General features: G+C 64.7%; 24 protein-coding genes and 1 pseudogene. 4 read left to right on the top strand and 21 right to left on the bottom strand.

Annotated features, from left to right (window positions below; genetic code table 11):
* Window positions 1–23: 23 nt before the first annotated feature.
* The 10 genes from DBW_RS07755 to DBW_RS07710 form a co-directional block, all read right to left on the bottom strand.
* Complete coding sequence (locus DBW_RS07755) at window positions 24–632, bottom strand: XTP/dITP diphosphatase (protein WP_066726590.1); 609 nt, start codon at window positions 630–632, stop codon at window positions 24–26.
* A complete protein-coding gene (gene rph, locus DBW_RS07750; RefSeq protein ID WP_335339867.1) occupies window positions 632–1,366 on the bottom strand; it encodes a ribonuclease PH in 735 nt (244 codons plus the stop codon). Before rph ends, DBW_RS07755 begins: the two co-directional genes overlap by 1 nt.
* On the bottom strand, window positions 1,356–2,435 hold the full coding sequence (locus DBW_RS07745) for an N-acetylmuramoyl-L-alanine amidase (protein WP_066726583.1): 1,080 nt from the start codon (window positions 2,433–2,435) through the stop codon (window positions 1,356–1,358). Before DBW_RS07745 ends, rph begins: the two co-directional genes overlap by 11 nt.
* Window positions 2,436–2,536: 101 nt before the next feature.
* Window positions 2,537–3,574 carry a DHH family phosphoesterase gene (locus DBW_RS07740; protein WP_066726582.1) on the bottom strand — a complete coding sequence of 346 codons (1,038 nt, stop codon included), beginning with the start codon at window positions 3,572–3,574 and terminating at the stop codon, window positions 2,537–2,539.
* The gene (locus tag DBW_RS07735) at window positions 3,564–4,064 is read right to left on the bottom strand and encodes a TIGR00725 family protein (RefSeq protein ID WP_066726578.1); all 501 of its coding nucleotides are present in this window, start codon (window positions 4,062–4,064) and stop codon (window positions 3,564–3,566) included. Before DBW_RS07735 ends, DBW_RS07740 begins: the two co-directional genes overlap by 11 nt.
* 39 nt (window positions 4,065–4,103) lie before the next feature.
* Window positions 4,104–6,608, bottom strand: a complete 2,505-nt coding sequence (locus DBW_RS07730) for a heavy metal translocating P-type ATPase (RefSeq protein WP_066726573.1) — start codon at window positions 6,606–6,608, stop codon at window positions 4,104–4,106.
* Window positions 6,605–7,858 carry a tetratricopeptide repeat protein gene (locus DBW_RS07725; protein WP_066726572.1) on the bottom strand — a complete coding sequence of 418 codons (1,254 nt, stop codon included), beginning with the start codon at window positions 7,856–7,858 and terminating at the stop codon, window positions 6,605–6,607. The genes DBW_RS07730 and DBW_RS07725 overlap by 4 nt, the downstream gene beginning before the upstream one ends.
* A gap of 112 nt (window positions 7,859–7,970) precedes the next feature.
* Window positions 7,971–8,189, bottom strand: a complete 219-nt coding sequence (locus tag DBW_RS07720; protein WP_066726571.1) for a tautomerase family protein — start codon at window positions 8,187–8,189, stop codon at window positions 7,971–7,973.
* Between the two features lie 105 nt (window positions 8,190–8,294).
* On the bottom strand, window positions 8,295–8,738 hold the full coding sequence (locus tag DBW_RS07715) for a nucleoside recognition domain-containing protein (RefSeq protein WP_066726570.1): 444 nt from the start codon (window positions 8,736–8,738) through the stop codon (window positions 8,295–8,297).
* Window positions 8,738–9,196: a nucleoside recognition domain-containing protein gene (locus DBW_RS07710; protein WP_066726569.1), complete on the bottom strand. Its 459-nt coding sequence runs from the start codon at window positions 9,194–9,196 to the stop codon at window positions 8,738–8,740. Before DBW_RS07710 ends, DBW_RS07715 begins: the two co-directional genes overlap by 1 nt.
* A 60-nt stretch (window positions 9,197–9,256) precedes the next feature.
* Between DBW_RS07710 and DBW_RS07705 the strand changes: the two genes are divergently transcribed.
* The gene (locus DBW_RS07705; protein ID WP_066726567.1) at window positions 9,257–9,967 is read left to right on the top strand and encodes a UDP-2,3-diacylglucosamine diphosphatase; all 711 of its coding nucleotides are present in this window, start codon (window positions 9,257–9,259) and stop codon (window positions 9,965–9,967) included.
* On the opposite strand, the gene DBW_RS07700 is transcribed toward DBW_RS07705, so the two are convergent.
* From DBW_RS07700 to lon, 9 genes and pseudogenes are all read right to left on the bottom strand, one after another.
* The gene (locus DBW_RS07700) at window positions 9,961–11,298 is read right to left on the bottom strand and encodes a YhjD/YihY/BrkB family envelope integrity protein (protein ID WP_066726565.1); all 1,338 of its coding nucleotides are present in this window, start codon (window positions 11,296–11,298) and stop codon (window positions 9,961–9,963) included. The genes DBW_RS07705 and DBW_RS07700 overlap by 7 nt on opposite strands.
* 78 nt (window positions 11,299–11,376) lie before the next feature.
* Window positions 11,377–11,694 (bottom strand): YtxH domain-containing protein, encoded by a 318-nt coding sequence (locus DBW_RS07695; RefSeq protein ID WP_066726563.1) that lies wholly within the window; start codon window positions 11,692–11,694, stop codon window positions 11,377–11,379.
* Between the two features lie 3 nt (window positions 11,695–11,697).
* Entirely contained in the window at window positions 11,698–12,093 is a 396-nt protein-coding gene (locus DBW_RS07690) for a DUF948 domain-containing protein (RefSeq protein ID WP_066726561.1), read from the bottom strand.
* Between the two features lie 161 nt (window positions 12,094–12,254).
* A pseudogene (locus DBW_RS07685) lies at window positions 12,255–13,355 on the bottom strand (IS4 family transposase); the annotation flags it as partial.
* 166 nt (window positions 13,356–13,521) lie between these two features.
* On the bottom strand, window positions 13,522–14,067 hold the full coding sequence (locus DBW_RS07680) for a YkgJ family cysteine cluster protein (protein ID WP_066726559.1): 546 nt from the start codon (window positions 14,065–14,067) through the stop codon (window positions 13,522–13,524).
* A 4-nt stretch (window positions 14,068–14,071) separates the two neighbouring features.
* A complete protein-coding gene (locus DBW_RS07675) occupies window positions 14,072–14,689 on the bottom strand; it encodes a MarC family protein (RefSeq protein ID WP_066726557.1) in 618 nt (205 codons plus the stop codon).
* The gene (locus DBW_RS07670; RefSeq protein WP_066726555.1) at window positions 14,689–16,164 is read right to left on the bottom strand and encodes a M16 family metallopeptidase; all 1,476 of its coding nucleotides are present in this window, start codon (window positions 16,162–16,164) and stop codon (window positions 14,689–14,691) included. The genes DBW_RS07675 and DBW_RS07670 overlap by 1 nt, the downstream gene beginning before the upstream one ends.
* Window positions 16,161–17,657 carry a M16 family metallopeptidase gene (locus tag DBW_RS07665; RefSeq protein ID WP_066726553.1) on the bottom strand — a complete coding sequence of 499 codons (1,497 nt, stop codon included), beginning with the start codon at window positions 17,655–17,657 and terminating at the stop codon, window positions 16,161–16,163. The genes DBW_RS07670 and DBW_RS07665 overlap by 4 nt, the downstream gene beginning before the upstream one ends.
* Before the next feature lie 94 nt (window positions 17,658–17,751).
* Entirely contained in the window at window positions 17,752–20,124 is a 2,373-nt protein-coding gene (lon, locus tag DBW_RS07660; protein WP_231875404.1) for an endopeptidase La, read from the bottom strand.
* A gap of 178 nt (window positions 20,125–20,302) precedes the next feature.
* On the opposite strand from lon, the gene pfkA reads away from it, so the two are divergent.
* Window positions 20,303–21,265 carry a 6-phosphofructokinase gene (gene pfkA, locus DBW_RS07655; RefSeq protein WP_066726549.1) on the top strand — a complete coding sequence of 321 codons (963 nt, stop codon included), beginning with the start codon at window positions 20,303–20,305 and terminating at the stop codon, window positions 21,263–21,265.
* Window positions 21,266–21,350: 85 nt separating this feature from the next.
* Here pfkA and DBW_RS07650 read toward each other — a convergent pair whose 3' ends face one another.
* Window positions 21,351–21,920 carry a toxin-antitoxin system YwqK family antitoxin gene (locus DBW_RS07650; RefSeq protein ID WP_066726547.1) on the bottom strand — a complete coding sequence of 190 codons (570 nt, stop codon included), beginning with the start codon at window positions 21,918–21,920 and terminating at the stop codon, window positions 21,351–21,353.
* A gap of 371 nt (window positions 21,921–22,291) precedes the next feature.
* Here DBW_RS07650 and DBW_RS07645 point away from each other — a divergent pair, with 371 nt between their 5' ends.
* Together DBW_RS07645 and DBW_RS18485 are read left to right on the top strand one after the other, a co-directional pair.
* Complete coding sequence (locus tag DBW_RS07645; RefSeq protein ID WP_066726545.1) at window positions 22,292–22,510, top strand: hypothetical protein; 219 nt, start codon at window positions 22,292–22,294, stop codon at window positions 22,508–22,510.
* On the top strand, window positions 22,507–22,914 hold the full coding sequence (locus DBW_RS18485; RefSeq protein WP_157471835.1) for a hypothetical protein: 408 nt from the start codon (window positions 22,507–22,509) through the stop codon (window positions 22,912–22,914). The genes DBW_RS07645 and DBW_RS18485 overlap by 4 nt, the downstream gene beginning before the upstream one ends.
* On the opposite strand, the gene hypF is transcribed toward DBW_RS18485, so the two are convergent.
* Window positions 22,814–25,090 (bottom strand): carbamoyltransferase HypF, encoded by a 2,277-nt coding sequence (gene hypF, locus DBW_RS07640; protein WP_066726543.1) that lies wholly within the window; start codon window positions 25,088–25,090, stop codon window positions 22,814–22,816. The genes DBW_RS18485 and hypF overlap by 101 nt on opposite strands.
* Window positions 25,091–25,201 lie beyond the last annotated feature (111 nt).

Raw genomic sequence — 25,201 nt, 5'->3', positions numbered from 1 at the left:
CTCACATCTACCCGGGGTTCAACTCATCTGGCAACCGGCACCGGGCGCTTCTGGTCGAGCCAGGCAAAGGCCTTCCCCAGGGCCTGCCCCCGATGGCTGATCCGGTTTTTCACTTCGAGGGGCAACTCGGCCAGGGTCTTGCCATATTCCCGCACCAAAAAGAGAGGGTCGTAACCGAAACCCCCCTCCCCCCGCGGCGTTTCGAGGATCAGACCTTCGAGCCGTCCTTCGAAAGTATGGCACATCCCGTCCGCTTCACAAAGCGCGATGACGCAGCAGAACGCCGCGCCCCGGTCCCGCGCCGCGACCCCCTGCATTGCCTCCAGCAGCTTGCGGTTGTTGGCGTCGTCGTCGCTCGGTTCCCCGGCATAGCGCGCCGATTGGACGCCCGGGGCACCATCGAGGGCCGCGACCGTCAGCCCGGAATCGTCGGCCAGGGTCAGTCGCCCGCAGAAACGGGCGAGGCTGGCCGCCTTTTTGACGGCATTTTCGGCAAAGGTAGCCCCGTCTTCGACCACCTCCGGCGCGCCGGGAAACGCATCGAGCCCCAGCACCGCGATGCCGCGATCGGCGCAAAGGCGGCGAATCTCCCGCAGTTTCCCCTGATTTCCGGTGGCGACGACCAGTTCCATCACCCCTCCAGCGCCTGCTGCTGCAGCAGGCTCAGGCGACGGCAGCCCGCCAGGGCGAGATCACGCAGGCGATCGAGATCGGTGCTGCTGAATGGAGTCTCTTCAGCAGTCCCCTGGACCTCGACAAAGAGCCCGGAGGCGGTGATGACGAAGTTCATATCGACCTCGGCATGGGAGTCTTCGGCATAGTCAAGGTCGAGCAGGGGCCGACCCTCCACGATGCCGACACTGACGGCGGCGACGCTTTCCCGCAGCGGGTTCTGCTGGAGCAGGCCGCGGTCGAGCAGCCCCTGTACCGCATCTGCCAGGGCGACCCAGGCGCCGGTGATGGCGGCGGTGCGGGTGCCACCATCCGCCTGCAGCACATCGCAATCGATCTGGATGGTGCGTTCGCCGAGTCCCTGCAGGTCGATCACCGCCCGCAGCGAGCGGCCGATCAGGCGCTGGATTTCGTGGGTCCGGCCGCCGACCTTGCCCCGGGTCGACTCTCGCGGTGAGCGCGAGTGGGTCGCCCGCGGCAGCATGGCGTACTCGGCGGTCACCCAACCCCGGCCGCTGCCGCGGAGAAAGGGGGGAACCGACTCTTCGACGCTGGCGTTGCACAACACCCGGGTGGCGCCGAAACTGACGAGGACCGACCCTTCGGCATAGCGGGTGAAGTGACGTTCGAAATGGATCGGCCGCAGGCTGTCCATCGCCCTGCCTTCAGCGCGGAATCTGGCTTCAATTGACACGGTGTTCCTCCATGGTTTCCTGGCCGAAAGCGCGCAGGCCGGAAAAGAGCGCAGCGGTCAGGCTTTGGCGCGCGGCCGGGTCGGCCAGCCGTAGCCGGTCAGCGGGGTTGGAAAGGTAGCCAGCTTCGACCAGGACCGTCGGCAGGTCCCCGCGCCCGAGAGGTAGCAACGGCGCGGCGACGATGCCGGTTACCGGCAGGCCAGCCTGCCGCAGCGCCTCCTCGAGGAGGAGGGCCAGGCGCATGCTGTCACCGCCGGCGGCGGCAAGCAGTTTGCCATCGCGTTCCTCGGCCGGGCGAACAAAGAGGGTGATCCCCGCCGCGGCTGGACTGAAGGCGGCCTGAACATGCAACTGCAACAGGGCATCGACCTCGGGAGGGGTCGCCGCTTGCAGCCGCTGTTCGACGTTGAGCTGGTAGTCGGCGTCGCGGCTCAGGTAGACCGGGATGCCAAGCTGCATCTTCAGCTGTTTTTCGAGATCGCGGGCCAGGGCCAGGGTCAGATCCTTCTCCTTGAGCCCCCCGCCGAGAGAACCGGGATCCTGGCCGCCATGGCCGGGATCGAGGGCGACGCCGCGCAGGGCCGTTCCCTGGCGGGCTCCCTTTTTCTGCAGCAGAAAGGCAAACAGGCGGTCGAGGGAGCTCCCTTCCACCGGGGCCGCGGCCGGCGGCTGCAGGTTCCGGTAGTAGACCCGGCTGCCAAGGAGGTTGGCGAGGGGTCCGGTGACGAAATCTTCGGGTACCCGCAGGCGACCGTCGATGAATCGCGCCGGCTGCGAGATGGGGAGGAAGCTGTCGCCAAAGTTCAGGTAATGGCCGCCGGGGAAGAGGGTTGCCGTCCCCCGTGGGGTGCGCATGGCATAGGTATGCCGGACCGAATCCCAGTGGCCGCTCAGCCCGAGGGCGGGCAGGACATCGTCGAGGGGGAGAAAGGCGATGCCATCCTGGAGATAGACCTCGGTGATCACCTGGGGCGGTTGCCCCGCAAGGGCGAGCTCGGCAGCGGCCTGTACGGAAACGGGGACCAGAAGCAAAGGAAGGCAGAGAAGCGGTAGAAGGAGGCGCTGCATCGGGCAGTATTCCTGTGTCGCCGCGCAGGCGGCAACGGCAAAAGGCTTGGGACGAGTGACGATTTATACCTCGGCAGCCGCGGCGCTGTCAACGCCGCGGCTCAGGCCGGGATCAGGCGGCGGCCCCGCTGTATCGGCACCTGCAGGGTCTCGAGCAGTCGCCGGGTGAGGGTGGCTTCGAGCTCCTTCTGCACGGCCTTGTCGCCCTGCATCGGCACGATCTGGGCGCCGGCCGTCATGTTGTGCCCACCGGCGGTGCCAAGCTCGCCCACCACCTTGTGAATGACTTCACCGGCGACCACTTCGAAGCTGGCCGTGCGCAGGGAAAGGATTTCCCGCTCATTGAAACAGCCCATCCCCATCACCACCTCGACCCCCTCCATGCGCAGCAGGAAATCGGCCATCTCGGCGACGATATCGGGATTGTCGATCTGGTAGAGGTTGAAGACCAGTACCTGCTCGTAGATTCTGGCGTTCTCCAGCGCGAGGTTGAAGACGAAAAAATACTCCCGGGGCACCCGGGGGTGGCTGATTTCGTAAAGGATGCGGTTGTTGGAAAGGGGGAGCAGCTTGAGGTAGGCGTCGCGGTCGGCCCGATTCCATTCGCGGCCGAGGTCCTGGGTCTCGGTCTTGATGGCGTAATAGAGGATCGTCGCCAGCTTGGTTCCGATATAGACATCCTGACACTGCAGATATTCGAAGAGGATGGTCGCCGAGGCGCCGAAGTCTTCGCGGACATCGAACCAGCGGCAGCGGCGGGTCGCTTCACGCAACGGATGATGGTCGATGACAATATGAACTTCGCGATCTTCGGGATAGGAGTTGTTGCCGGTCCCCGGCTGGGTATCGACCATGCAGACCACGCCGTACTCCTCCAGGTCAATCTTCTCGATCGGCAGGGCGTCGATCTCCAGCTCGCGCACCATCACCCGGTTCTCGCCGCGACCGATGATGCCGCCGAAAGCGACGGTGGCCTCCACGTTGGTCTTCACCCAGAAGAGCTGCTTGAGGGCAAAGGCTGCCGCCAGCGAGTCCGGGTCCGGATTGTCGTGGGCAATGATCAGGATCTTCCCTTTGCCGCGAATCCAGTCGATGATCGCGGCGGAAAATTCGGCGGAACGGGCAAAATCAACAGCCATCCGTATCCTCTCTCTCCGGTAAATGAGCCAGCACTGCCAGAGCGGCGGCGACGGCAGCGCGGGGAGTCTCGGCAGCTTGCGCTCCCGGCAGGTGCGGCAAGGTGCCGAGGGTGAAGACCTGGCGACCGAGCTTGAGGCTCACGGCAATCTCCGACAGGGTGCCGTAACCCCCTTCGATGGCGATCAGCACCTCGGCGGTATGGGCAATCACCACGTTGCGCGCGTGGCCAAGGTCGGTGACGACCGGTAGCACCACCCAGGGGTTGGCACTGGCGGCCGCGGAACCGGGGAGGATGCCGAGCGTCAAGCCGCCCGCTTCCCGGGCGCCGCGACAGGCTGCCGCCATCACCCCGCCGAGACCGCCGCAGACCAGCACGGCGCCGGCGGCGGCGATGAGCCGCCCGACCTCGAAAGCGTCGGCATATCCTGCGGGGCTTGGCTCCGCGGCGCCGATCACGCCGATCCGCCGAGGCAGAGTATCTGCTGCCATGATCACAACCTGAACTTTCCGGCCGCGCCGGGCTTAGGGTCAGAGGTGGTGGGCGAAACGCTTCAGGAGCAGGCTGTTGGTGACCACCGAGAGACTCGAAAAGGCCATCGCCAGCCCGGCATACTCCGGTTGCAGGACGATACCGAAAGCCGGGTAGAGGACCCCCGCCGCAATCGGGATACCGATGACATTATAGGCAAAGGCCCAAAAGAGATTCTGGCGGATCTTGGTCAGGGTTTTGCGACCAAGGCGAATTCCCCGTTCGACATCCCGGACATCACCCTTGACCAGGATCAGATCGCCGGTTTCCTTGGCCACGTCGGTGCCGCTGCCGATGGCGATGCCGACGTCGGCCTGGGCCAGGGCCGGGGCGTCATTGATGCCGTCACCGACCATGCCGACCCGGTACCCCTGCTGCTGGTAGCGCTGCACCACCTGCTGTTTGTCGGCAGGCAGCACCTCGGCCTCGACCGTTTCGATCCCGAGCTCGGCGGCCACCGCCAGGGCGACCGGGCGCCGGTCGCCGCTGACCAGGACGGAGCGGATCCCGAGCCGTTGCAGCGCGGAGATGGTCGCTGCAGAACCCTCCTTGATGCTGTCCGCCAGCGCCAGGGCGCCAAGCAGGCGCCCGCCGCGGGCGACATAGACCAGCGATTCACCGCGCCGGGCATGGGCATCGCCATCCTCGGCCAGGGTATCGGTTTCGATCCCGGCCGCCTGGAGAAACCGGTTGCTGCCGACCAGCAGGGTCTCGCCGTCGAGGGTGCAGCGCAGGCCGTGTCCGCCCTGCTCTTCCACGTCGCTGACGACGGCCGGGGTGATCCCCGCCGTCGCCGCCCGGTTCACCACCGCCCGGGCAAGGGGATGATTGCTCACCGCCTCGGCAGCGGCAGCTGCCTGGAGCAATTCCCGGTCGTCGCTGCCGGCGGCAGGGAGCAATCCGGTCACTGCAAAGCGGCCCGTGGTCAGGGTACCGGTCTTGTCAAAGAGGAGCAGGTCCAGACCGGAGATATGTTCCAGCGCCGAGGCGCGCTTGATGAGAATGCCGGCGCCAAGGCCGATGGAACTGCCGACCATGATGGCGGTCGGGGTCGCAAGACCGAGAGCGCATGGGCAGGCGATCACCAGGACCGCGATCGCCATTTTGAAGGCGAACAGGAAACCGCTCCCCGCCCCCCAGTACCAGACCGCGAAGGTGAAGAGGGCGATCGCCACCACCGTCGGCACGAAGTAGTTGGAAACCTTGTCGGCAAGGCGCTGGATCGGGGCCTTGTCGACCTGGGCGTCCTCGACCAGGCGCACGATCTGGGCCAGGACCGTCTCCGCACCGACCCGGGTGGCGCGAATCGTCAGGCGGCCGCCGCAATTGATGGTCGCCCCGACGACGTCGCTCCCCACCGTCTTGGCGACCGGCAGCGCCTCGCCGCTGAGCATCGCCTCATCCACCGTCGACTCCCCGGCAGTGACCACGCCATCGACGGGGATTTTCTCGCCGGGACGAACCAGCAGCAGATCTCCGACCCGGACCTGGTCGAGGGGGACATCCTCCTCGTTGCCATCGCTGAGTCGCCGCGCCTGGTCCGGCTGCAGATTGAGCAGGGCGCGCAAGGCCGCCCCGGCCCGCCCCCGCGCCCGCGCTTCAAGCCACTTGCCAAAGCGGATAAAGGTGATCAGCATGGCGCCGGTTTCGAAAAAGACCGGACCGCTGAGGCCAAACAGGCCGAAGGTCGCCAGCAGCGAATAGCCGTAGGCGGCGCTGATCCCGAGGGCCACCAGGACATCCATGTTGGCGAAACGATTGCGCAGCGAAACCCAGGCGCCCCGGTAAAATGTGAGGCCGGCGCTGAACTGCACGATCGTCGCCAGGGCGAGGTTGAGGTAGATGGTGCTGGCGCCAAGGGGTTGCCACCACATCAGCGGCATGATCGGTGCGGAAAAAGCCGCCGCCAGCAGCAGCCAGCGCAGTTCGCGCCGCGCTTCATCCGCCTCCCGGCCGGCGTCCCGGGTCAGGCTGGCCTGGTAGCCGAGGCCGGCGACCCGGTCGATGATCGACTCCAGCGACTGGCTCCCGGCGGCATATTCAACAACCAGCTTCTCGGCGGCAAAGTTGACGTTCGCCCGGCGCACCCCCGGCAGCCTGGCGATTCCGCTCTCGATCGTCTGCGCACAATTGGCGCAATGCATTCCGGAGAGGTGCAACGTCGCCCGCCGGTCGTTGCCGGCGGCGACGGCGGCGGAAGCTTGATCGTTGGTCTTATCGGTCTCATGAGTCCTTTGGGATTCAGAGGACGCATGGGAACGAGGGTTTTCCTTCCCATCCGGGACCGTGAATCCGGCAGCGACAACGGCAGCGACCAGGTCCGGCCGGTTGCAGAGGGCTTTATCGACCGTGACCTTGGCGCACTTTTCTTCGCGGCTCACCGCCACGGCGGAGACGCCGGGCAACGCCTCCAGGGCGGTGGTCAGTTTGGCGACACACTTGCCGCATTTCATCCCGGCCACCGGAATATTCAGGGTCGCTGCCGCAGGCCGGTCTTCCTTCATGCAACAGTCTTTCTCCCGCCCAGCAGGCGGCGAAAGGCCGGAGTCCTGCGGATTTCGGCAAAATCCGGATCTTCCAGGGCGTCATCGAGAAAACGGTCATCGCCGGCAGCAGCCGCCGAGAGCGCGCGCACCGTCTCCCTGACCTTGCCCATCCGCGCCAGAACGCAGGCCCGGTTGTAATGGGCCAGGGGATAACGGGTGGTGCGGCCGAGAATGGCGTCAAAACAGGTCAGGGCCTCATCAAGCCGGCCGAGATCCATCAGGACATTCCCCTTGTTGTTGAGGGTATAGACCGACTCCGGGTCCCTGCGCAGGCTCTCTTCCAGCTCCTCCAGGGCCGCCTCGAGGTTCCCCTGTTTCTCCAGCAGCAGGGCGCGGTAGAAGGGGGTCTCCGGGCTCTCCGGCTCGATGCGGTCGGCGCTCGCCAACGCCTCAAGCCCTTCGGCGTAGCGCTCCTGCTGGCTGTGCAGGTTGGCGAGCTCTACCCAGGCCTCGAAAAACTCCGGATCGATTTCGAGGGCACGGCGGTACTCGGCCAGGGCCTCCTCCTCTTCACCAAGCCGGGCGAGGGAGAGACCGCAGTTGTAGTGATAGGTGGCAACGTCCCCTTCCCGGGCGATGGCGCGCCGGTAATGCTCGAGCGCTTCCCGGTCCTGGCCGGTCCCGGCGAGGGCGTAACCGAGGCCATTGAGACTCGGCGCATCGCCGGGATTGTGTTCGAGAGCGAGCAGAAAGCTTGCCACCGCCTCCTGGTAGCGGCCAAGGCGGTTGAGGGCATACCCCTTGTTATAGAAGGCATCGGGGCTGTCCGGAAGCCGGCGCAAGGCCTCGTCGTACATCGCCAGAGCTTCCTCGGTCTGCCCCAGTTCATCGAGGGTGTTGCCGAGATTGATATAGGCTTCGGGGAAATCGGGCTGCAATTCGAGGGAGCGGCGGAAATGTTTCAGTGCGGCCTCAAGATCGCCTAGCCGCTCAAGCAGGACCCCGTAGTTGTGGTGGATGGCTCCATTCTTCGGGTCAAAACGCAAGGCATTGCGATAAAGGCCGAGGGCCTTGGTCTCGTCATCGAGGTTGGCTGCGGCTACGGCACAGAGGTTGAGAGCCTCGATATCCAGGGGGTAGGATTCGAGGTATTCTTCAGCAAGATCAAGAGCGGTCTCGTCTTCCCCCCGGTCCAGGGCGGCCTGAGCCAGCTCGAGCTTCTCGGCATCGTCCTCGTCATCAAGATAATCGTCGAATTCGTCTTCCATAGTGACTCCCGATCGGAAATTGGCGAATGACCCGTCAGGTCCGGTCACTCGGGGCGGCCACTATAACAGATTCGCCTAGCCGATGCACCCGCCAAGGACGGGTCAGGGGCGTTCAGCCCCTGGAAACCCCGGGAGCACCGCTGGCGCGCAGTTCAGCCACACTCTTCCCCCCGACTCCCCAGGATTCCGGCGCGATTTCATCAATGACGACCTGGGTGCTGGCCGGGTTCTTGTCGAGAATTCGCACCAGCAGTTCGGTGATCCCTGCGATCAGCTGCTCTTTCTGTTCGCGGCTGGCGCCGGTGGTGATTCTGACATTGACATAAGGCATGGGAACCTCCCGGATCAAAGGATGGCGGCAAACCTCCGCACTTCTCCATCAGTCTACTCTTTAGCCCCCTCCCTGCCAAGTATCCCGGCGTTGAGGGCAAGGCGATCAGGAGCGGGGGAGCGTCGGGCGCCACAGCCGCGCCAGCAGTGCGGTCAGGCCGATGGCAATCAGCAGCCGCACCCCGAGCATGATCCAGCCATTGCCGCCGATGACGACAAAGACCAGGGTGTCCTCGACCACCGCATGACAGGTCGCCAGAAAAAGCCCCATCAGGAAGAGCTCCCGCCGGGGCAGGCGCTTTTCCTGGGCGACCCGGATGATGATACCGGCGCCGTAGGCGATGCCGAGGAAGATGCCGGTAAAGAGGGGGATGGCGGCGTCCCGGGTCAGTCCCATGCCGCGCATCAGCGGATCGACCGCACCCCCGGCGCGCCGAAAGACGGGGAGGTAGCGCAGAACTTCGAAAATGGTCACCAGTGGCACGATGATCAGCACCAGCTTCAGGGAGAGCTTGCCGGCCCCGAGCAGGGCAAGAAGAAACGCGTCCATCAGGCCACCCACAGGCGATGGGCCAGTTCGAGCAGGCCGCCGGTGACAAAGGCAATGGCGAGCCGGCACAGGGTGAGCAGGCCGCCGCGGGCGCCGGTACTACCGAGTACGCCCCCTTCGAGGAGGAGGTTGTGGGCGATCCCCATCATCAGGCCGCACTGGGTCACCTGCCAGGGGGTCAAATCGAGGGGCGCCATCACCGCAATCGCCGCATAGAGGTTGAGCAGAAAGGCGGCCATGAAGGCGAAGGCGGCTTCGCCGGGCAGGCCGAATAATTTCATCAGCGGCGCAAAGAGGGCGCCGAGAAAATCGACCAGCGGTGATTCCTTGAGGAGGTCGACCACCACATAGAGAGGGAGCACGAAGCGGATCAGCTTCCAGGAGGTCTGCAGGCCGCTGCGAATCCCGATATTCAACCGCGTCCGCAGCGCCGGAATGGCCGGTTCGAGGGTCGTCATAATGTTCCCTGCCCCTTCAGCAATTGACTTCGATGTGACTGCTCATTATAGTGGCACGCCATGAGGGATATCTTTCTTGCCGATGCACATCTGCGCCACCCCGATGACCCGTCGTACCGGCGGCTGCTTGCCTTTCTGGCCGAGCAACGCGGCCAGGTACGCACCCTCTACCTGCTGGGCGACATCTTCGACTTCTGGCTCGGCTTTCGCCACACCGTCTACGCGGCGCACGTCCCGCTGCTGGCGGAACTGCGCAAATTGCACGAGGCCGGCACCGAACTGGTCTGCGTCGAAGGAAACCACGACTTTCATCTTGGCCCCTACTTCAGCGCGGAACTCGGTGCGAGGATCCTGCCCGATGGCGGAGCCGTCGCGATCGACGGTCAGCAAATTTACCTTGCCCATGGCGACCTGGTCAACGCCGGCGACCGCGGCTACCGCCGCCTGCGCCGGCTGTTACGCAGCCCCCTGATTCGCGCCCTGGCGCAGGTGGTGCACCCGGATTGGACCTGGGTGGTCTACCGCTGGCTGGAGGCTCGCAGCATTGCCGGCAAACCAGCGAAAGTGGATCGCCAGCTCCCCCTCGACCTGCTGCGTCGTCACGCCAGGGAGCGCTTCGCTGCCGGCTGCCAGGTCGTGATCACCGGCCACTTCCATATTCCGCATCACGAAACAACCGCCGCAGGGACCCTCTTGTCCCTCGGCGGCTGGTTGGAGCAGTCGGCCTATGCTGTCGTCGAAGACGGCCGCTTCACCCTGATGACTTACTGAGCTCCCTCCTCCGCGCGCCGCACCAGCTCACCAATCGACACCCCTTCCAGCGCCTCCTCCTGGACCTTTTCCAGCTGCGCCACCAGTTGACGGACGATATCCCGTTCCGGGCGCTCCCGCTGCAGGAATTCGATGCCATCGCTGCGCAGGCTCCGCAATACGGTAAAGGCGGCAAGACTCTCCGGCGCCTGCGCCGGTTGGTAGCGGTCCTGATCCTCCCCCTGCACCACCGTGAGAAACCCGAGTCGCACCAGGTCATTGAGCGTGCTGCGTGCCAGCCGCGGCGGCAGGTCGAGCTCCTCGCCGATCTCTTCCTGGGTCCGGGCTTCTTCGCCGCGCAGGAATGCCCCAAAAATAATCAGGAGTACGGCCAGGGAGACCCGCTCACGACTGGTAAAGTTGACCTTGCCGCCGTGGATTTCCTGGCGGATGGTCTTCAGGTTTTGCGAGGCATAGGTCACTTCGAGGCCGAGCAGGACGATCAGCCAGGAGAGATAGATCCAGACCATGAAGATCGGCAGGGCCGCCATCGTTCCATAGATGGCGTTGTAGCGGCCGACGCCGACCTGGAAATGAACATAGCCAAATTGCCCCAGTTGCCAGAGGGTGCCACCGACAATGCCGCCAATGAGGGCGGAACGGATCTGCACCTTGATGTTCGGCATGAAGACATAGAGAAAGGTAAACGCCGCCCACATCGCCACGTAGGGGAGCACTTTAAAGAGGAAGAGGATCAGTGGGCCGATGTACGCCAGGTTCATCAGGTGCTGCAGGAAGCCCTGGGTTTGCAGGGTAGCGGTCATCGAAACGGCGGCCAGGAGTAAGATCGGGCCGAAGATGACGACGGAAAAGTAATCGGAAAAGCGCCGCATCAGGCTGCGCGTCTCCCGGACCCCCCAGATGTGGTTGAAGCTCTCCTCAATATTGGAGAGGAGGGCGAGAACCGTCAGAATCAGGGCAACGAGACCGACCGTTCCGAGGCGGCCGACGTTGGTGTTGTCGATATAGGTGATGATATTGTCGACGATCTCCTCGGACCCAACGGCGATCCGCTCGAGGATCATCGGCTCCAGGCTGTTCTGCACCCCGAACCCCTTGAGGACGGAGAACATCAGGGCCAGCAGCGGCACGATCGAGAGAAGAGTGGTGTAGGTCAGGGCCGAAGCGCGCAGCATGCAGCGATCGGCAATAAAATCCCGTACCACCAGGGTCGCCAGCTGCAGCGGGTGGAGAAGGATATGGCGCCCGCGACCGAGTTTTTTGGGATCGACCTCCCATAGCCCTTTGCTGAAAAACTGGCGGAGGTCCCGCCAGCGTTGACCTGAAATCATCGCTGCTGCCCTCGTTTCAGAATTTGTTGCACCATCATAAGAAAAGCCCACCCTGCGGTGGGCTTTTCAGCAACCCGATTACGCCGGTTTCGACTTTCCGGCCCGCTCGGCCTCGACCGCTTCCTTGCCGGCCTTGATCGCCGCCTGGACCAGTTCCTTCTTCGCTTCAAGAAGTTCCTTGCCCTCCTCGACCGCCTCCTTGACCCGCGACTCCGCGTCTTCGGCAAGCTTGCCGAGGCGGTCCCGGGTTTCGTCGGCCAGGTCCCGGATCCGGTTACGGGTTTCTTCGCCGGAGCGGGGCGCTGTCAGCAGTGCCAGACCACCGCCGATGGCGGCCCCAAGCACAAACGCCAGGAATACCGATGCAACTCCCGAGTCCCTGCAATCATCAGCCATGATTCAACCTCCCTTTTCCTGGAGACCCTTGAGAATGACTTTGCTGGCCGCCCGGATCCCCAGCCAGAGACCGGCCGCATTGCCCGCGTAGCGAGCCATGTCACGATGGAAAAAACTGTTGACGCTGTGGATCGAATCCCCGACCTCGCCCAACGACTCGAGAAGCGTTCCGGCCCGGCCCGCCCCGGCTTCGACCTGCGCCGAAGCCCGGTTGAGACGCTCGGAAGCCTCGCGGAATTCCCGCAGGGTCGGAATCAGTTCGCGGCGCAGCTCGGCCAGCAGCGCATCGGCTTCACTGGCAGTGCGCTTCAGCTGCAGCAGCAAGGGAACGAGTGCCGCCGCGATGACGAGAAAGACTACGGTAATGATCAGGACAAAGATATCGATCTGGACAGACATGCATCCTCCTCGGCGTTACCGACCCTTGAGCGGGCTTGCCCCTAAATTAGAGCACAATCCGCATCGGATGCAATATCGCAATCAGTAGTGTCCGGTTAAGAAGTTGCATAGGCTCCGAAGTCCAAGTCAATGATATCGGGAGGCCCTAAGCCTGCGGCCGCATCCTCGGCGGCCTCGTTGCGAATATTGTTGCGAAGCTCACGCACCCTGTTGATGCTGACACGTTCGCCATGCTCTTCGTGGCAGTAGATGGCCAGCAGCAAATAAGTAATCAACCCTGCGAGGATCTGCACCAGCAGGCCGTAGGGACTGCGGGCAATCAGGTGATACACCTTGAGGTGGCGCTTCCACCAGGCGAAGAAGGACTCGATCGTCCAGCGTAGCTTGTAGATCAAGGCAATCTGCTCGGCGGTCAGATCGAAGCGGTCGGTGGCGACCCAATAGGATTTTTGGTCAACCTTGTAGCCGACCACACGCACTTCTCGTTCGGTCTGGTTGACATCTTTGGTGCCGAGCAACACCCTGGCGTCATAGAAAACATGACTGCCGGGGACAACAGGATTGGCGCTCAACTCCGTCTTACGAGAACTGGCTTTGATGCGGCAGACAAAGTGGCGTCCCTGATCCTGCCAGTCGTCAAAGTTTTTGTAACACTGGTAATAGCGGTCATAGACACCTGTCTGACCGGGAGCCACGAGCCGTTCCGCCTGAGGACGCTCGTCGCCCTTGCCGTCGGTTAATGTGACTTTCTGGGGGACACCACGACCGATATCGAACCCCAGGTGAACCTTGGCCTTTTTGGCTCCGTCTCGATAGTCCGCCCAGAGCATGGACAGCGTAGCGTCAATCAGCGAACCATCGACGGCGATCAGATCGCCGAGATCGGAGATGTCTTTGGCGACAGGAATCTTTTGTGAGACCTGTTTCTGCAGGTCTTCGTAAACATGAATCATCTGCTCCAGCCCTCGGGTATTGATCGCCTCAAAGAAGGCGCTTTTCCGGATACCGCCGGGCGGTGCAATATGAGTCGCGGCAAAATCTTCCTGCGTCAGAACCTGAAGCAGATGACGCCCCGAAGAATGCTCTTCGAGGTGATAGTAGGTCAGGATTTTCAACTGATCTTCAAACGTCATCTGCAGTGGCCTGTTGCCTCGGGCCTCAAGAACCGGGGCATGTTCGAGAGCGCCCTTGAACGGGGTAAAAAGTCGGACAATGGAGCGCCTGCTAAGCCGGGTACGGTGGCAGCGAACAAGTAATGACATTTTCGTAAATCCTCATATAAAATAGGTATTTACGAAAATCACCGCGCCGACTTCACGACGATTTGTCAAGCAAAAAATACGCTAACTTGTGAAAATATTTACAATTATCTGCAACTTTGGGTGAATGCAATTTGCTAACCGGACACTACTGTATCGCAATGATTTTTCACAGTTGCAGGGAGAGCGCGACGCCCAGGCTGAGCCGGTCCGGGAGTTCGATCTGTTTGGACGCCAGCACTTCGAGAAACTGGCGATTGAGCAGGGCCAGCAGGGTGTTGAGCCGTTCCAGGTCGAGGACCAGGGCTCCGGGCAGGGTCCCGCCGGCGGTAAAGTTGAGCGGGCAGAAATCGACCCGGCGGCCGGCCTCATCTTCGACCAGCAGCGGCAACCCGTGGGTGCGGCAGATCAGCGGCCGCGCCGCATAGAGGCGACAGAGTCCCCCTTCCAGGAGCGGGCATTCCTCACTCGCCTCGGCGGCAACCGCCGCCGCCCGCAGCGCGGCGGCCGCAGCGGGCGGAAGATCCTGCAGGGCACGCCAGAGGGCGAGCGCCTCGATGGCAGAGACGGTGATCTGCCGGCAGCAGCCGGCACAACCGGGGTGACAGGCGAGCTGGTCGCCACAGGCCGAAGCCACGGCTGCGGCATGGCGGTCGATCCGGTTCACCAGCTGGCGATAGTCGGTCAGGAGCTGATCAAACTGGCCGAGGTCCATTCTTTCACCCTTCCAGAGCAGCATGCAGGCCGTCGATGACATATTGTACGGCGAGAAAGGCGAGGATCAGCCCCATCACCCGGGTGGTGATCGCGGTCCCGAGGCGGCCGAGCCAGCCGGCGAGGAGATTCGCCCGTGCCAGCAGAAGGTAAGTGACGACGAAAACGGCAGCTGCCGCGGCCAGGAGCTGGAGGTAATCCCCTCCCCCCGCAGCGCGGCCGGCAAAGATCAGGCAGTTGGCAATGGCGCCGGGGCCGGCGAGGAGCGGGATCGCCAGCGGCGTGATCGAGATGTCGGCCTTGGCTTCGGCCAGGCGCTCCTCGCGCCGGGTCGTCCCGGTCCCGGTCGGTCGGCCATAGAGCATTTCCAGGGCAATGGCGAAGAGGAGCAATCCCCCGGCAATCTGCACCGCGGCGGTCGAAATCCCCAGGTAGGCGAGGAGAATCGGGCCGCCGAGGAGGAAAAAGACGACCAGCAAGAACGCCACCAGGCAGCCGCGGCGCGCCATGGCCTGCCGCTCCTGCGCGCTGTTGCGCGGCGTGATCGCCAGGAAGACCGGCAAGCCGGCGATCGGGTCGACAACGATGAAGAGCTGGATCGCGAAACTCAGGAGGAGATCCATCAGCGCCCGGTCTCTTTGACTTCCGGCCCATTTTTGGCCGTCGGGCTGTCCGCCGCGGCGGGAAGGACCGGCGTTACCGGCAGGCCGAGGCCGCCCGGGTCGCCGTCAAAGGCGGCCGGGTCACCGACCACCACCAGCGCCTGCCGGTCCGGGTGCAGATGGGCCTGGGCCGCCTGCTGCACGTCGGCCGCCGTCACTGCAGCGAGTCGGTCCCGGTAGCCCTGCAGGTAGTCGGCGGGGTAACCGTAAAAATCGAGGCGCAGCTGCTGGCTGACCACTTCGTGGCTGTCGGTGAAGGCAAAGACGAAGGAGTTGATCAGGCTCTCCTTGGCTAGTGCCAGTTCCGCCGCGGTCACCGGTTCCTGGCGCATCCGTTCCATCTCGGCGCGGAACAGCCCGATCACCGCGAGGGTGGTGGCGCTCTTGGTCTCGGTACCGGCGATGAAGGGCCCGGGGAGCCGGCGCCCGACCTGGAAATAGGAATAGACCGAGTAGGCGAGTCCCCGATTGGAACGGACCTCGCGCATCAGGCGGGAATTAAAGCCGCCGCCGCCGAGAATCCAGTTCATCACCCGCACCGCCTGGAGATCGGGAGCGTCCTTGTCGATGCCGACCTCGCCGGCAAGGATCGTCGTCTGCGGCACCGGCTTGGTCGCCAGCCAGAGAGCGGGGGGCGCGGCCGCCGGCAGGGCCGGGATCTCCTGGCGGGGCGCCGGTCCGGCCTGCCAGTCGCCAAAGACTTGTTCCAGACTGGCCAGCAGCGCGTCGCGCTGAAAATCGCCGGTGATCGCCAACCAGAGGTTGTCCGGCGTAAAGAAGCGCTGGTGAAAGGCCTGTAGATCGGACCTGCTGACCGCCGACAGGGTCACCACCGTCGGCGTCCGCCCCAGCGGGTGGTCGCCGTAGAGGGCCTGCATCAGGGTGCGCTGGGCGATCGCCGCCGGCAGGTCGTCCTGCCGCCGCACCCCTTCGATGGCCTGGCGCCGGGCCAGTTCCAGCCGCTCGCCGTCAAAGCGTGGCCGCCGCAGCAGATCGGCCAGCAGTTGCAGCCCGGAATCGAGATCCTTGCTGCGCAGGGAAAGATCGCAAGTGGTGGCGTAGGTCCCGATCTCGACGCTGAGATCGGCAGCGAGGCGTTCCAGTTCGTCATCAAAGGCCTGTGGCCCGCGTTCCCCGGCGCCGCCAGTGCGGAGCAGGGCCGCAAAGAGCCCCCCCTGGCCGGTGCGGTCGGCCGGATCGCCGATGTCGCCGGCGCCGACCATGGCCGTGACCTCGACCAGCGGCAGTTCGTGGTCTTCCTTGAGATAGAGGCGGATGCCGCCGGGAAGGGTCAGCTTCTCCACTTCCGGCACCTGGAACACCAGCGGCGGGTAATGGAGGCTGGTTACATCCCCCGGCGGCGGCACGGGGGTACAGGCGACCAGACTGAGCAGCAGCCAGCAGGCGAGGAGCGTGGTCACGGAGACGTATTTCATTGCAGCCCCCCGTCCTTGTCGAGGATCGCCACAGTCCGGTTTGCCGGTACCAGGTAGGTGGCAACCGCCTGGCGCACCTGCTCGGCGTCGAGGCCGGCGACGATCGCATCGTAATCGACCAGGTAGCGCCAGTCGCCGGCGACGACCTGGTAATAGCTGAGCATCCGGGCCAGGCCTTCATTCCCCTTCAGGTAGCGCAGCCGGTCGGTCTGCAGGCGGGTGCGGGCCCGCTCCAGCTCATCGGCACTGACCGGCTCGCTGGCAAGGCGCTCCAGTTCATGATAGATGGCGGCCTCGACCTCCGCGGCAGTGTGGGGATAGCGCGGGACGGCGCTGATGACGAAGAGGTTCGAATAGCGCGACCCGGGAGCGCCATAGGTCGAAACCGAGGTCGCCAGCTGCTGCTCGACGACCAGGGCGCGATAGAGGCGGGAGGTGCGCCCCTGGGCCAGAATCTGGTCGATGAGGTCGAAAAGGTAATCGGCCTTGTCCGGCAGGGTCGGCTTGTGAAAGGCGATCGCCAGTTGCGGCTCGGCGTCGAATTCGACCCGCAGCCGTTTCTCCCCCCCCTGCGGCGGCTCGATGGCGGTCACCGGCGCTACCTCGGTTCCAGCCGGAATGCCGCCGAAGTAGCGCTCGACCAGGGCCCTGGCCTGGTCGAAGTCGATATCCCCGACCAGGGTGATCACCGCGTTGGTCGGCGCGTAGTAGGCATGCAGGAACTGCCGGGTTTCCGCCAGGGTCAAATGATCGATGTCCGACTCCCAGCCGATGATCGGATTCCGATAGGGGTGCACCGTGAAGGCATTGGCGATCAGCCGTTCGTAGAGCATGCCGCCGGGGCTCGCTTCGTAGGAGCGGCGGCGCTCCTCCTTGATCACCTCGCGCTCGGTGTAGAATTCGCGCAGCACTGCGTTCTGCATGCGATCCGACTCCAGCGCCGCCCACAGCTCGAGCTTGTTGGCCGGCAGCGAGACCAGGTAGGTGGTCATATCCTTGCTGGTAAAGGCGTTGTAGCCGACCCCGCCGTTCTCGGCATAGATGCGCGAGAACTCGTCCTTGACCACGTACTGGCGGTGCTCGGCCTGGAGGGTGGCGAGGGTCGCGCGCAGCCGGGCGAGTTCGACCGCGTTGACCTGGGGGTCGTCCTTGAGGGCGTCGATGCGGCTGCCGACTTCCTCGATCTTCTCCAGCAGCGGCGCTTCCTGCTGCCAGTCGCGGGTACCGATGCGTTTGGTCCCCTTGAAGAGCATATGCTCAAGCAGATGGGCGACCCCCCGGGTGGCGCTCGTCTCGTCGACAGCGCCGACGCCGAGGGTGAGATAAGCGGTAAAGGTCGGGGCATCATGGCGTTCGACCACGAGCAGCTTGAGACCGTTGTCGAGGGTCGCCTGGCGGACCTTGTCGCTCAGGGTCTGGGCGCCGGCCGCGCTGACAAAAACGAGCAGGCCGCAACAGGCGGCCAGCAAAAAGCGACGAAAATGGGGATTCACGGCATCTCTCCGGATAGGGTGGGCGGACCGTGCAGGACCCGCAGGTTGCTGGATTATACACCGGTCGCCTGGCCGGGGTCGAGTCCTCTTCGCGTCAACCGGCCGCAAAAGAGCCGCTGGCGGGCGCAAAGGGGCGGCTCGCCGCCGCGGGGGCGGGGAGGAGGCTCCATTCGACCACCTCCTCCAGGGAGGCGACCGTTACGACCCGGATTTCGGTCAGCAGCTCGGGCTCGAGGTCGGCGAGGTTCTCGCGGTTGAGCGCCGGGAGGAGCACCGTTTTCACCCCGGCGCGGTGGGCCGCGAGGACCTTCTCCCGGACCCCGCCGACCGGCAGCAGCCGCCCGGTGAGGGTCAGTTCGCCGGTCATCGCCACGCTGCGCCGGGCCGGGCGTCCGCTCAGGAGCGAGATCAGGGCAACGGCAATGGTGATCCCGGCCGAAGGGCCATCCTTGGGGATGGCCCCCGCGGGGACGTGGATATGGAGGTCGCTGCGCTCGAATATGGAGGGATCGATCGCAAAGTCAGCGGCCCGGGAACGGATAAAGGAGAGCGCGGTGCGCGCCGACTCCTGCATCACCTCGCCGAGGCTGCCGGTCAATTGCAGATCCTTCTTCCCGGCCATGCGCGTCGCCTCGACGAAGATGATGTCGCCGCCGGCCTCGGTCCAGGCGAGGCCGGTCACCACACCGACCCGATCCTCCCCGGCGGCGGCATCGGTAAAAAATTTGCGCGCTCCGAGCCGCTCCTCGACATCGGCCGCTTCGATCCGGTGCGGAGCGCTCTCCCCCTGGGCCAGCTGCCGGGCGAGCTTGCGGCAGATGGCCGCCAGCTGCCGTTCCAGACCGCGCACCCCGGCCTCGCGGGTGTAGTCCTGGATCAGCTTGGCGACCGCCGCGCGGGAGAACTCGAGATCGTGCCCGGCCAGGCCATTCTCCTCGCACTGTTTCGGAATCAGGTAGCGAAAGGCGATCTCCAGCTTATCGCGGTCGGCATACCCGGAGAGGTGGATCACCTCCATCCGGTCGCGCAGGGCGTGGGGAATCGGTTCGAGCAGATTGGCGGTGGTAATGAACATCACCCGCGACAGGTCGAAGGGGATGTCGAGGTAGTGGTCGGTGAAGGAATCGTTCTGCTCCGGGTCCAGGACCTCGAGCAGCGCCGACGCCGGGTCGCCCCGAAAATCCTGGCCGATCTTGTCGACCTCGTCGAGCATGAAGACCGGGTTGTTGACCTCGGCCCGGCAGATCTCCTGGATGATCCGCCCCGGCAGCGCGCCAATATAGGTGCGCCGGTGACCGCGGATCTCCGCCTCATCCTTCATGCCGCCGAGGGAGATGCGGATAAATTGGCGCCCCAGGGCCCGGGCGATGGAACGCCCCAGCGAGGTCTTGCCGACCCCCGGGGGGCCGACGAAACAGAGGATCGGGCCGTGGCTGGTGGGGCGCAGGCTGCGCACCGCCAGGTATTCGAGGATGCGTTCCTTGACCTCGGTGAGCCCGAAGTGGTCGGCATCGAGGACCTGCTGGGCGTGGGCGACATCGAGCTGGTCGTCGCTGCCGGTCTGCCAGGGGACGTTGCTGAGGGTTTCGAGGTAGGTGCGGGCGACGGTATATTCGGGCGAACCGGGGTTGATATGCTCCAGCCGGCTCAATTCCCGCAGGGCAACCCGCTGCGCTGCATCGGGCAGGTTGCATGCTTCGATGCGGCGCCGCAGCTCCTGCAGTTCCGACTGCCGGGGGTCGTCATCGCCGAGTTCCTCCTGGATCTGCCGCATCTGTTCGCGCAGCAGGTATTCCTTCTGCGAGCGGCCGACCCGCTTGCTGACCCCGGCCTGGATTTCCCCCTGGACCTGGAGCTTCTGAACCTCGGCGGTGAGGAGGAGATAGACCTCCTTGAGGCGCTCCAGGGGGGCGAGAATCTCGAGAATCCGCTGCGCTTCCCGCAAGCCGGGGTTGAGGTAGACCGCCACCAGGTCGGCCAGGCGCCCCGGATCTTCGACCTGGTCAATCATCTTCAGGACATCGCCGGGGAGGGGGCGGCCACTGGCCAGGGCGATTTTGAGCAGGGCGTGAACGCTCTGGACCAGGGCCTCGGCCACCAGCCCCGGCTGCCGCTCTTCCACGATCGGTTCACAGCGGGCGACGAAGAAGGGAGAGTGCTGGCAACACTCGCGCAGGCGAATCCGCTGCCCCCCCTCCACCGTCGCCTTGCAGCTGCCATCCTGGAGGCGGAAAATCCGGTTGATCCGGCAGAGGGTACCGATGGGGGCGAGGTCGTGCCAGGCGCAGGGAAGCCTGGTGCTGAAGCAGGTGACGATAACGAGCAGATGGTCGGCGCGCAGGGCCGCATCGAGCAGCGCCATCTCCTCCCGGCCGACAAAGAGGGGAAAGACCATGTGCGGAAAGCTCACCTGCTCCCGCATCGGATAGACCGGGAACTGCTCGGGTTCCGGGGCGAATCCCTCCATCATCGACTCCTTCCGGCCGCCGGCGCGGGCAAATCTCCGGGCGCTCGCGGTGCTCCAAGCTTAACAGCCGCCCGGGCCGAAGCAAGCGTGGATACCCTTTGACAAGCAGCGCTGCAAGTGGTTAACTCACCCAGATTTTCAGCCTGCCACGGCAGGGTCACCCGAAAAGAGGGAAGCAATGAAACGTCTGGCGGTATTGACCAGTGGTGGCGATTGTTCGGGCATGAACGCCGCCATCCGTGGCGTCGTGCGCGGCGCCCTGGTCCATGGGGTGGAAGTCATTGGTATTCACAAGGGGTACAAGGGACTGATCGAGGGGCAGTGGGAGCGCCTGACCACCCGGTCGGTGAGTGGCATGCTGCAACGGGGGGGCACCTTCCTGCAGAGCGCGCGCTGCCGCGAAATGCTGGAACCTGCGGGACAGCAGCGGGCGGTCGCCAACCTGGCCACGGCCGGAATCGAAGGGGTCGTGGTGATCGGCGGCGATGGCTCCCTGCGCGGCGCCCTCGCCCTGCATCGCCTCGGCGTACCGGTCATCGGGGTTCCGGCCTCCATTGACAACGACCTCCCTTTTACCGACATGTCCCTCGGGGTCGATACCGCGCTCAACAACATTATCCATGCCGTCGACTGCCTCAAGGACACCGCGTCGTCCCACGACCGCACCTTCGTCGTCGAAACCATGGGCCGCAACTGCGGTTATCTGGCCGTCACCTCGGCGATTGCCTGCGGCGCCGAATTTGCCCTGATCCCCGAAGTTCCCTTCGACCTCGAACAGATCTGCCGCGTCCTGCGCCAGCGCTTTACCGAAGGGCGCGACAACTCACTGCTGATGGTCGCCGAGGGGGCCGGCCGGGCCCAGGAGATCGCCGATTTGATCAAGGACAGCATCGGTTTTGAAACGCGCATCATGGTCCTGGGCCATTATCAGCGCGGCGGCGCGCCGAGCGTCTTCGACCGGCTCCTTGCCGCGCGTTTCGGGGTTGCCGCGGTCGAGCTCCTCCTGGACGGGGCAGCGGGCAAGATGATCGGTCTCTCCTGCGGCAAATTGACGACCAGCGACCTCGAGACGGTCGCCACCGCCGGGCGCCGGCCGATCGACGAAAGCATCCTCGCCCTGGCGTCGGTCCTCGGGCACTGACCCTCTCCGGCCGAAAAAAGGACAGCGGGCCCGGTAATCGCACCGGGCCCGCTGTCGTTGGAAGTTTTGCCTTATCGTCCAGCGGCTACTGCAGGATGCCGTTCTTGTAGAGAAACTCCCCCTGCACCTTGCCATTGGCGAAATACTGCTTGAAGGGGCCGTCGAGTTCGCCGTTGCGATAATTGAACTCGCTCTTCAGTTCCCCGGTTTCGTACCAGGTTTTTCCCGGGCCATCGAGGACGCCATCCTTGTAGGTGAACTCCTCCCGCAACTGGCCGCTCTTGTCGAACTTCTTGTAGCTGCCGTTGACCTTGTCCCCCTGGTAGGCATATTCCTTTTCGATTTCACCACTGTCGTAGTACTCACGACCGGTGACCATCTTGCCACCCTGGTAGAGGGTCTGCCACTTGCGCTTGCCGCCCGGCTCGTAGCCGTGGGCCTCGGTCAATTCGCCACCCTGGTAGACATTGACCGACTTCAGTTGCCCGTCCTCATTGTAAAAGCGGGCCTCGGTCAACTCACCGCCGGAATAGATATATTCCCACTTCAGGTTGCCGTTCTCATAATAGCCCTTGCTCGCCGCCCTTGCCACGTCCGGCAGAACCAACAGCAGCAGGCAGAGACCTCCCAGCAGCAGTCGCGTCGTCCATTTCATGGATGTCGATCCCCTTCAGTGACCTCGTTATCATCGCCCCTCGGCGCCGGTCCCACCATCAGACCTTCTCCGGCAGGAAAAGTGCCTGGCCTACAATCGACCAATGGCACCGGAGGGGGGGTGGTGCCAGAGGTTGGGAAAGCAGGCCAGGCGTCTCTATTATTAACTTAAATCCCTTGCAATGACAAAGGAAAAATCGATCAGGCGTTGGCAAATACGGCGCCACAGCTGTGCCGACCCACAGGAGACTGCCGCCTTGATGAGTCATCGTTCATGCGAAAACTCCGCTACCCGCCGGATGAGGGAAGGTCTAGCCTCCACGACGTCTGCAGGGGCTTTTCCCTGCACCAGACTTCTAAGGAGGTACCGTCATGCAACGCCTGAATCCGCTTTTGCTTCTGCTTCTGCTCCTGGCCGCCAGTCCCGTCGAGGCCGCCAGCAACCTTTCCGCCGACCATCGCTTCTGGGCCGTCGGCCTCGGCCTGCTCCTCGGCCTGGCGCTGCTGGTGCAGGTCGGCTGTTTTCTCCAGTACCAGTTGCGGCGCCGGGCCGTGCAGCACGCCCGTCACGCCCGGCGGAGCCGGCGATGAGCCGCTACTGTCGCTTGGCCGCGCCGACCTGGCCGGACCCGGCCGCTGAACCTTCGCGCCAGCTGCCGGCGCTGCTCAACGACCTCGCCGCCCTGCTGCCGGACCGGTCATCCCCTACCCGCCGGCGCCTCTACGCTGCCATCGAAGCCCTGGTGGTCGACCGGGTCGCCGAACTCGAAGCGGCCGGCATCGATGACGAGTGCGCCTATCAGGAACTCGGCAGCTTTCTCGACGCCTGTCGCCAGGTCGTCGCCACCGCGGAGCCATCCTCCCGCTCTCGTGCAAGCGCCGGCGGCGGCCTGTTCAGGGGGCCAATCGACGCAGGTGCGCCCCGGCTATCACCGCCTGGCCGAGGGCCAGACCACCGTCGTTGGGCGGTACCAGGCGATGGCAGAGAACATTGAAGCCGGCTCGCCGCAACAGGGGGACGAGGGTTTCGGTCAGCAGCCGGTTCTGGAACACCCCGCCGGAGAGGGCGACCCGTTCCAGGCCGCTGGCATTGCGGAGCAGGGCGCAGACTTCCGCCACCATCCAGGCGAGGGTGGTGTGAAAGCGGCTGCTGATAACTCCGGCCGCGACCCCGGCCTGCAGATCGGCGACGATCCCCCGGGTCAGAGCAGCCGGATCGAAGATCAGCCTCCCCTCCTCTTCCCGCACGTCATAGGGATACCCCTCGACCGCGCCGGGAACGGCAGCCATCTCCAGTTCCAGCGCCGCCTGCCCCTCGTAGCTGACCCGGTCGCGAATCCCGGCGAGCGCCGCGACGCCATCGAAGAGGCGGCCGCAGCTCGAGGTCAGCGGCGCGTTGAGTCCCTGCTCGATCATCTGCAGATACAGGGGTAACTCAGCCGCAGGAATCCGCTTCAGCAGCGGCAGGTCCGGCAGTTCTCGGCCGTAGGCCTGATAGAGGAGGCTGAGAGCCATCCGCAGCGGCTCGCGGGTGGCCGCATCGCCGCCGGGCATCGCCAGCTCGCGAAAGTGCCCGACGCGGCGGAATCCCTCCGCATTGCCAACCAGAAACTCCCCGCCCCAGATACGGCCATCGCTGCCGTAACCGATGCCGTCAAAGATCACCCCGATCGTCTCCTCTTCGACCCCATGTTCGGCCAGGCAGCTGACGAGATGGGCATGATGGTGCTGCACCGCCAGCCGCGGCAGCGGTTGCGCCTCGGCGAAGCGCGTCGACCAGTAGTCCGGGTGGAGGTCGTGGGCGACGAGCTGCGGCGTGACCCCGAGCATCTGCTGCAGGTGATCGATGGTGGCGGCAAAGGAATCCTGCACCTCCTCATGCTGCAGGTCACCGATATGCTGGCTGAGAAAGGCGCGATCCTCCTGGGTGAGACAGATCGTACTCTTCAGCTCGGCGCCGAGAGCGAGCAGAGGGGGCTGCGACCGTGGGAGAAAGATGCTGCGCGGCACGTAGCCCCGGGAGCGGCGCAGCAGCACCGCCTGCCCGGCCATGATGCGGGCGATCGAATCATCGCAGCGGGTCTCGATCTCCCGATCGTGGCCGAGGATGGCATCGGCGATCGTTTCGAGCCGTTCGCCAGCTTCACCGTCACGATAGACGATCGGCTCGTCGCTGCGGTTGGCGCTCGTCATCACCAGCGCCGGGAAGGATGCGAGGAGCAGGTGGTGGAGCGGGGTGTAGGCGAGCATGACCCCGAAGTAGCGGTTGTGCGGCGCCACCTGCGGGGCAATATCATGCCCCGGCTTCTGGCGCAGCAGGACGATCGGCCGCTCCGGTCCAGCGAGGAGCCGCAGCTCGGCATCGTCCGCTTCGGCATAATCCAGCACCGCGCTGCTGCTGGCCGACATCAGGGCGAAGGGCTTTTCGTCCCGCGCCTTGCGGCGGCGCAGTGCGGCCACCGCCCCGTCGTTACCGGCATCGACGGCGAGATGGTAGCCGCCGAGCCCCTTGATAGCGACGATCCGCCCGGCACGCAGCAGCTCCACCGTCATCGCCAGCGGGTCGCCCGTCAGCCGGTTCCCGGAAGTATCGAGCAGTTGCAGCCGGGGGCCGCACTCCGGGCAGGCGTTGGGCTGGGCGTGGAAGCGCCGCGAGGCCGGATCGTCGTACTCAGCGCGGCAGTCGCGACACATGGTGAAGGCGGCCATGGTAGTGCGGGGACGATCGTAGGGGACGCCGGTGACGATGCTGTAGCGCGGTCCGCAGTTGGTGCAGTTGATAAAGGGATAGCGGTAGCGGCGGTCGGCGGGGTCGAGCAGCTCGGCGAGGCAGTCGGGACAGACCGTACTGTCCGGCGCAATCTGGGCCCCCAGGTCGGCACCAGCGGCGCTGGCGAGAATGGCGAAACCGCGCTCCCCGGTGGCGGGAATCTCCGCCAGTTCGAAGCGGCTGATCGCGGCAAGAGGAGGAATATCCGAACGCAGGCTCCAGAGAAACCCGGCGAGCTTGGGCAGGGGGCCTTCCGCCTCTACCGTCACGCCGCGGCTGTCATTGCGGACCCAGCCGCTGATCCCCCACTTGCGGGCGATCTGAAAGACAAAGGGGCGGAACCCCACCCCCTGGACGATCCCCTCGATGGTGATCCGCTGCCGTTGCATTGCTCGTTCCATGGCACCTCCAGGTCACCTCTTTTACCACCTCCCGCCGGCAAAAGGCAACGTTGACAGTAACCGGCGGACAGGATGGCAGCGAAGAATGATTCCCGGTAAAAAACCACGAAA

It is taken from the genome of Desulfuromonas sp. DDH964, from assembly GCF_001611275.1.
GTDB lineage: Bacteria > Desulfobacterota > Desulfuromonadia > Desulfuromonadales > DDH964 > DDH964.
Note: the sequence above shows the minus strand (reverse complement) of the source record. Positions and strands in the feature narration are given on the sequence as shown.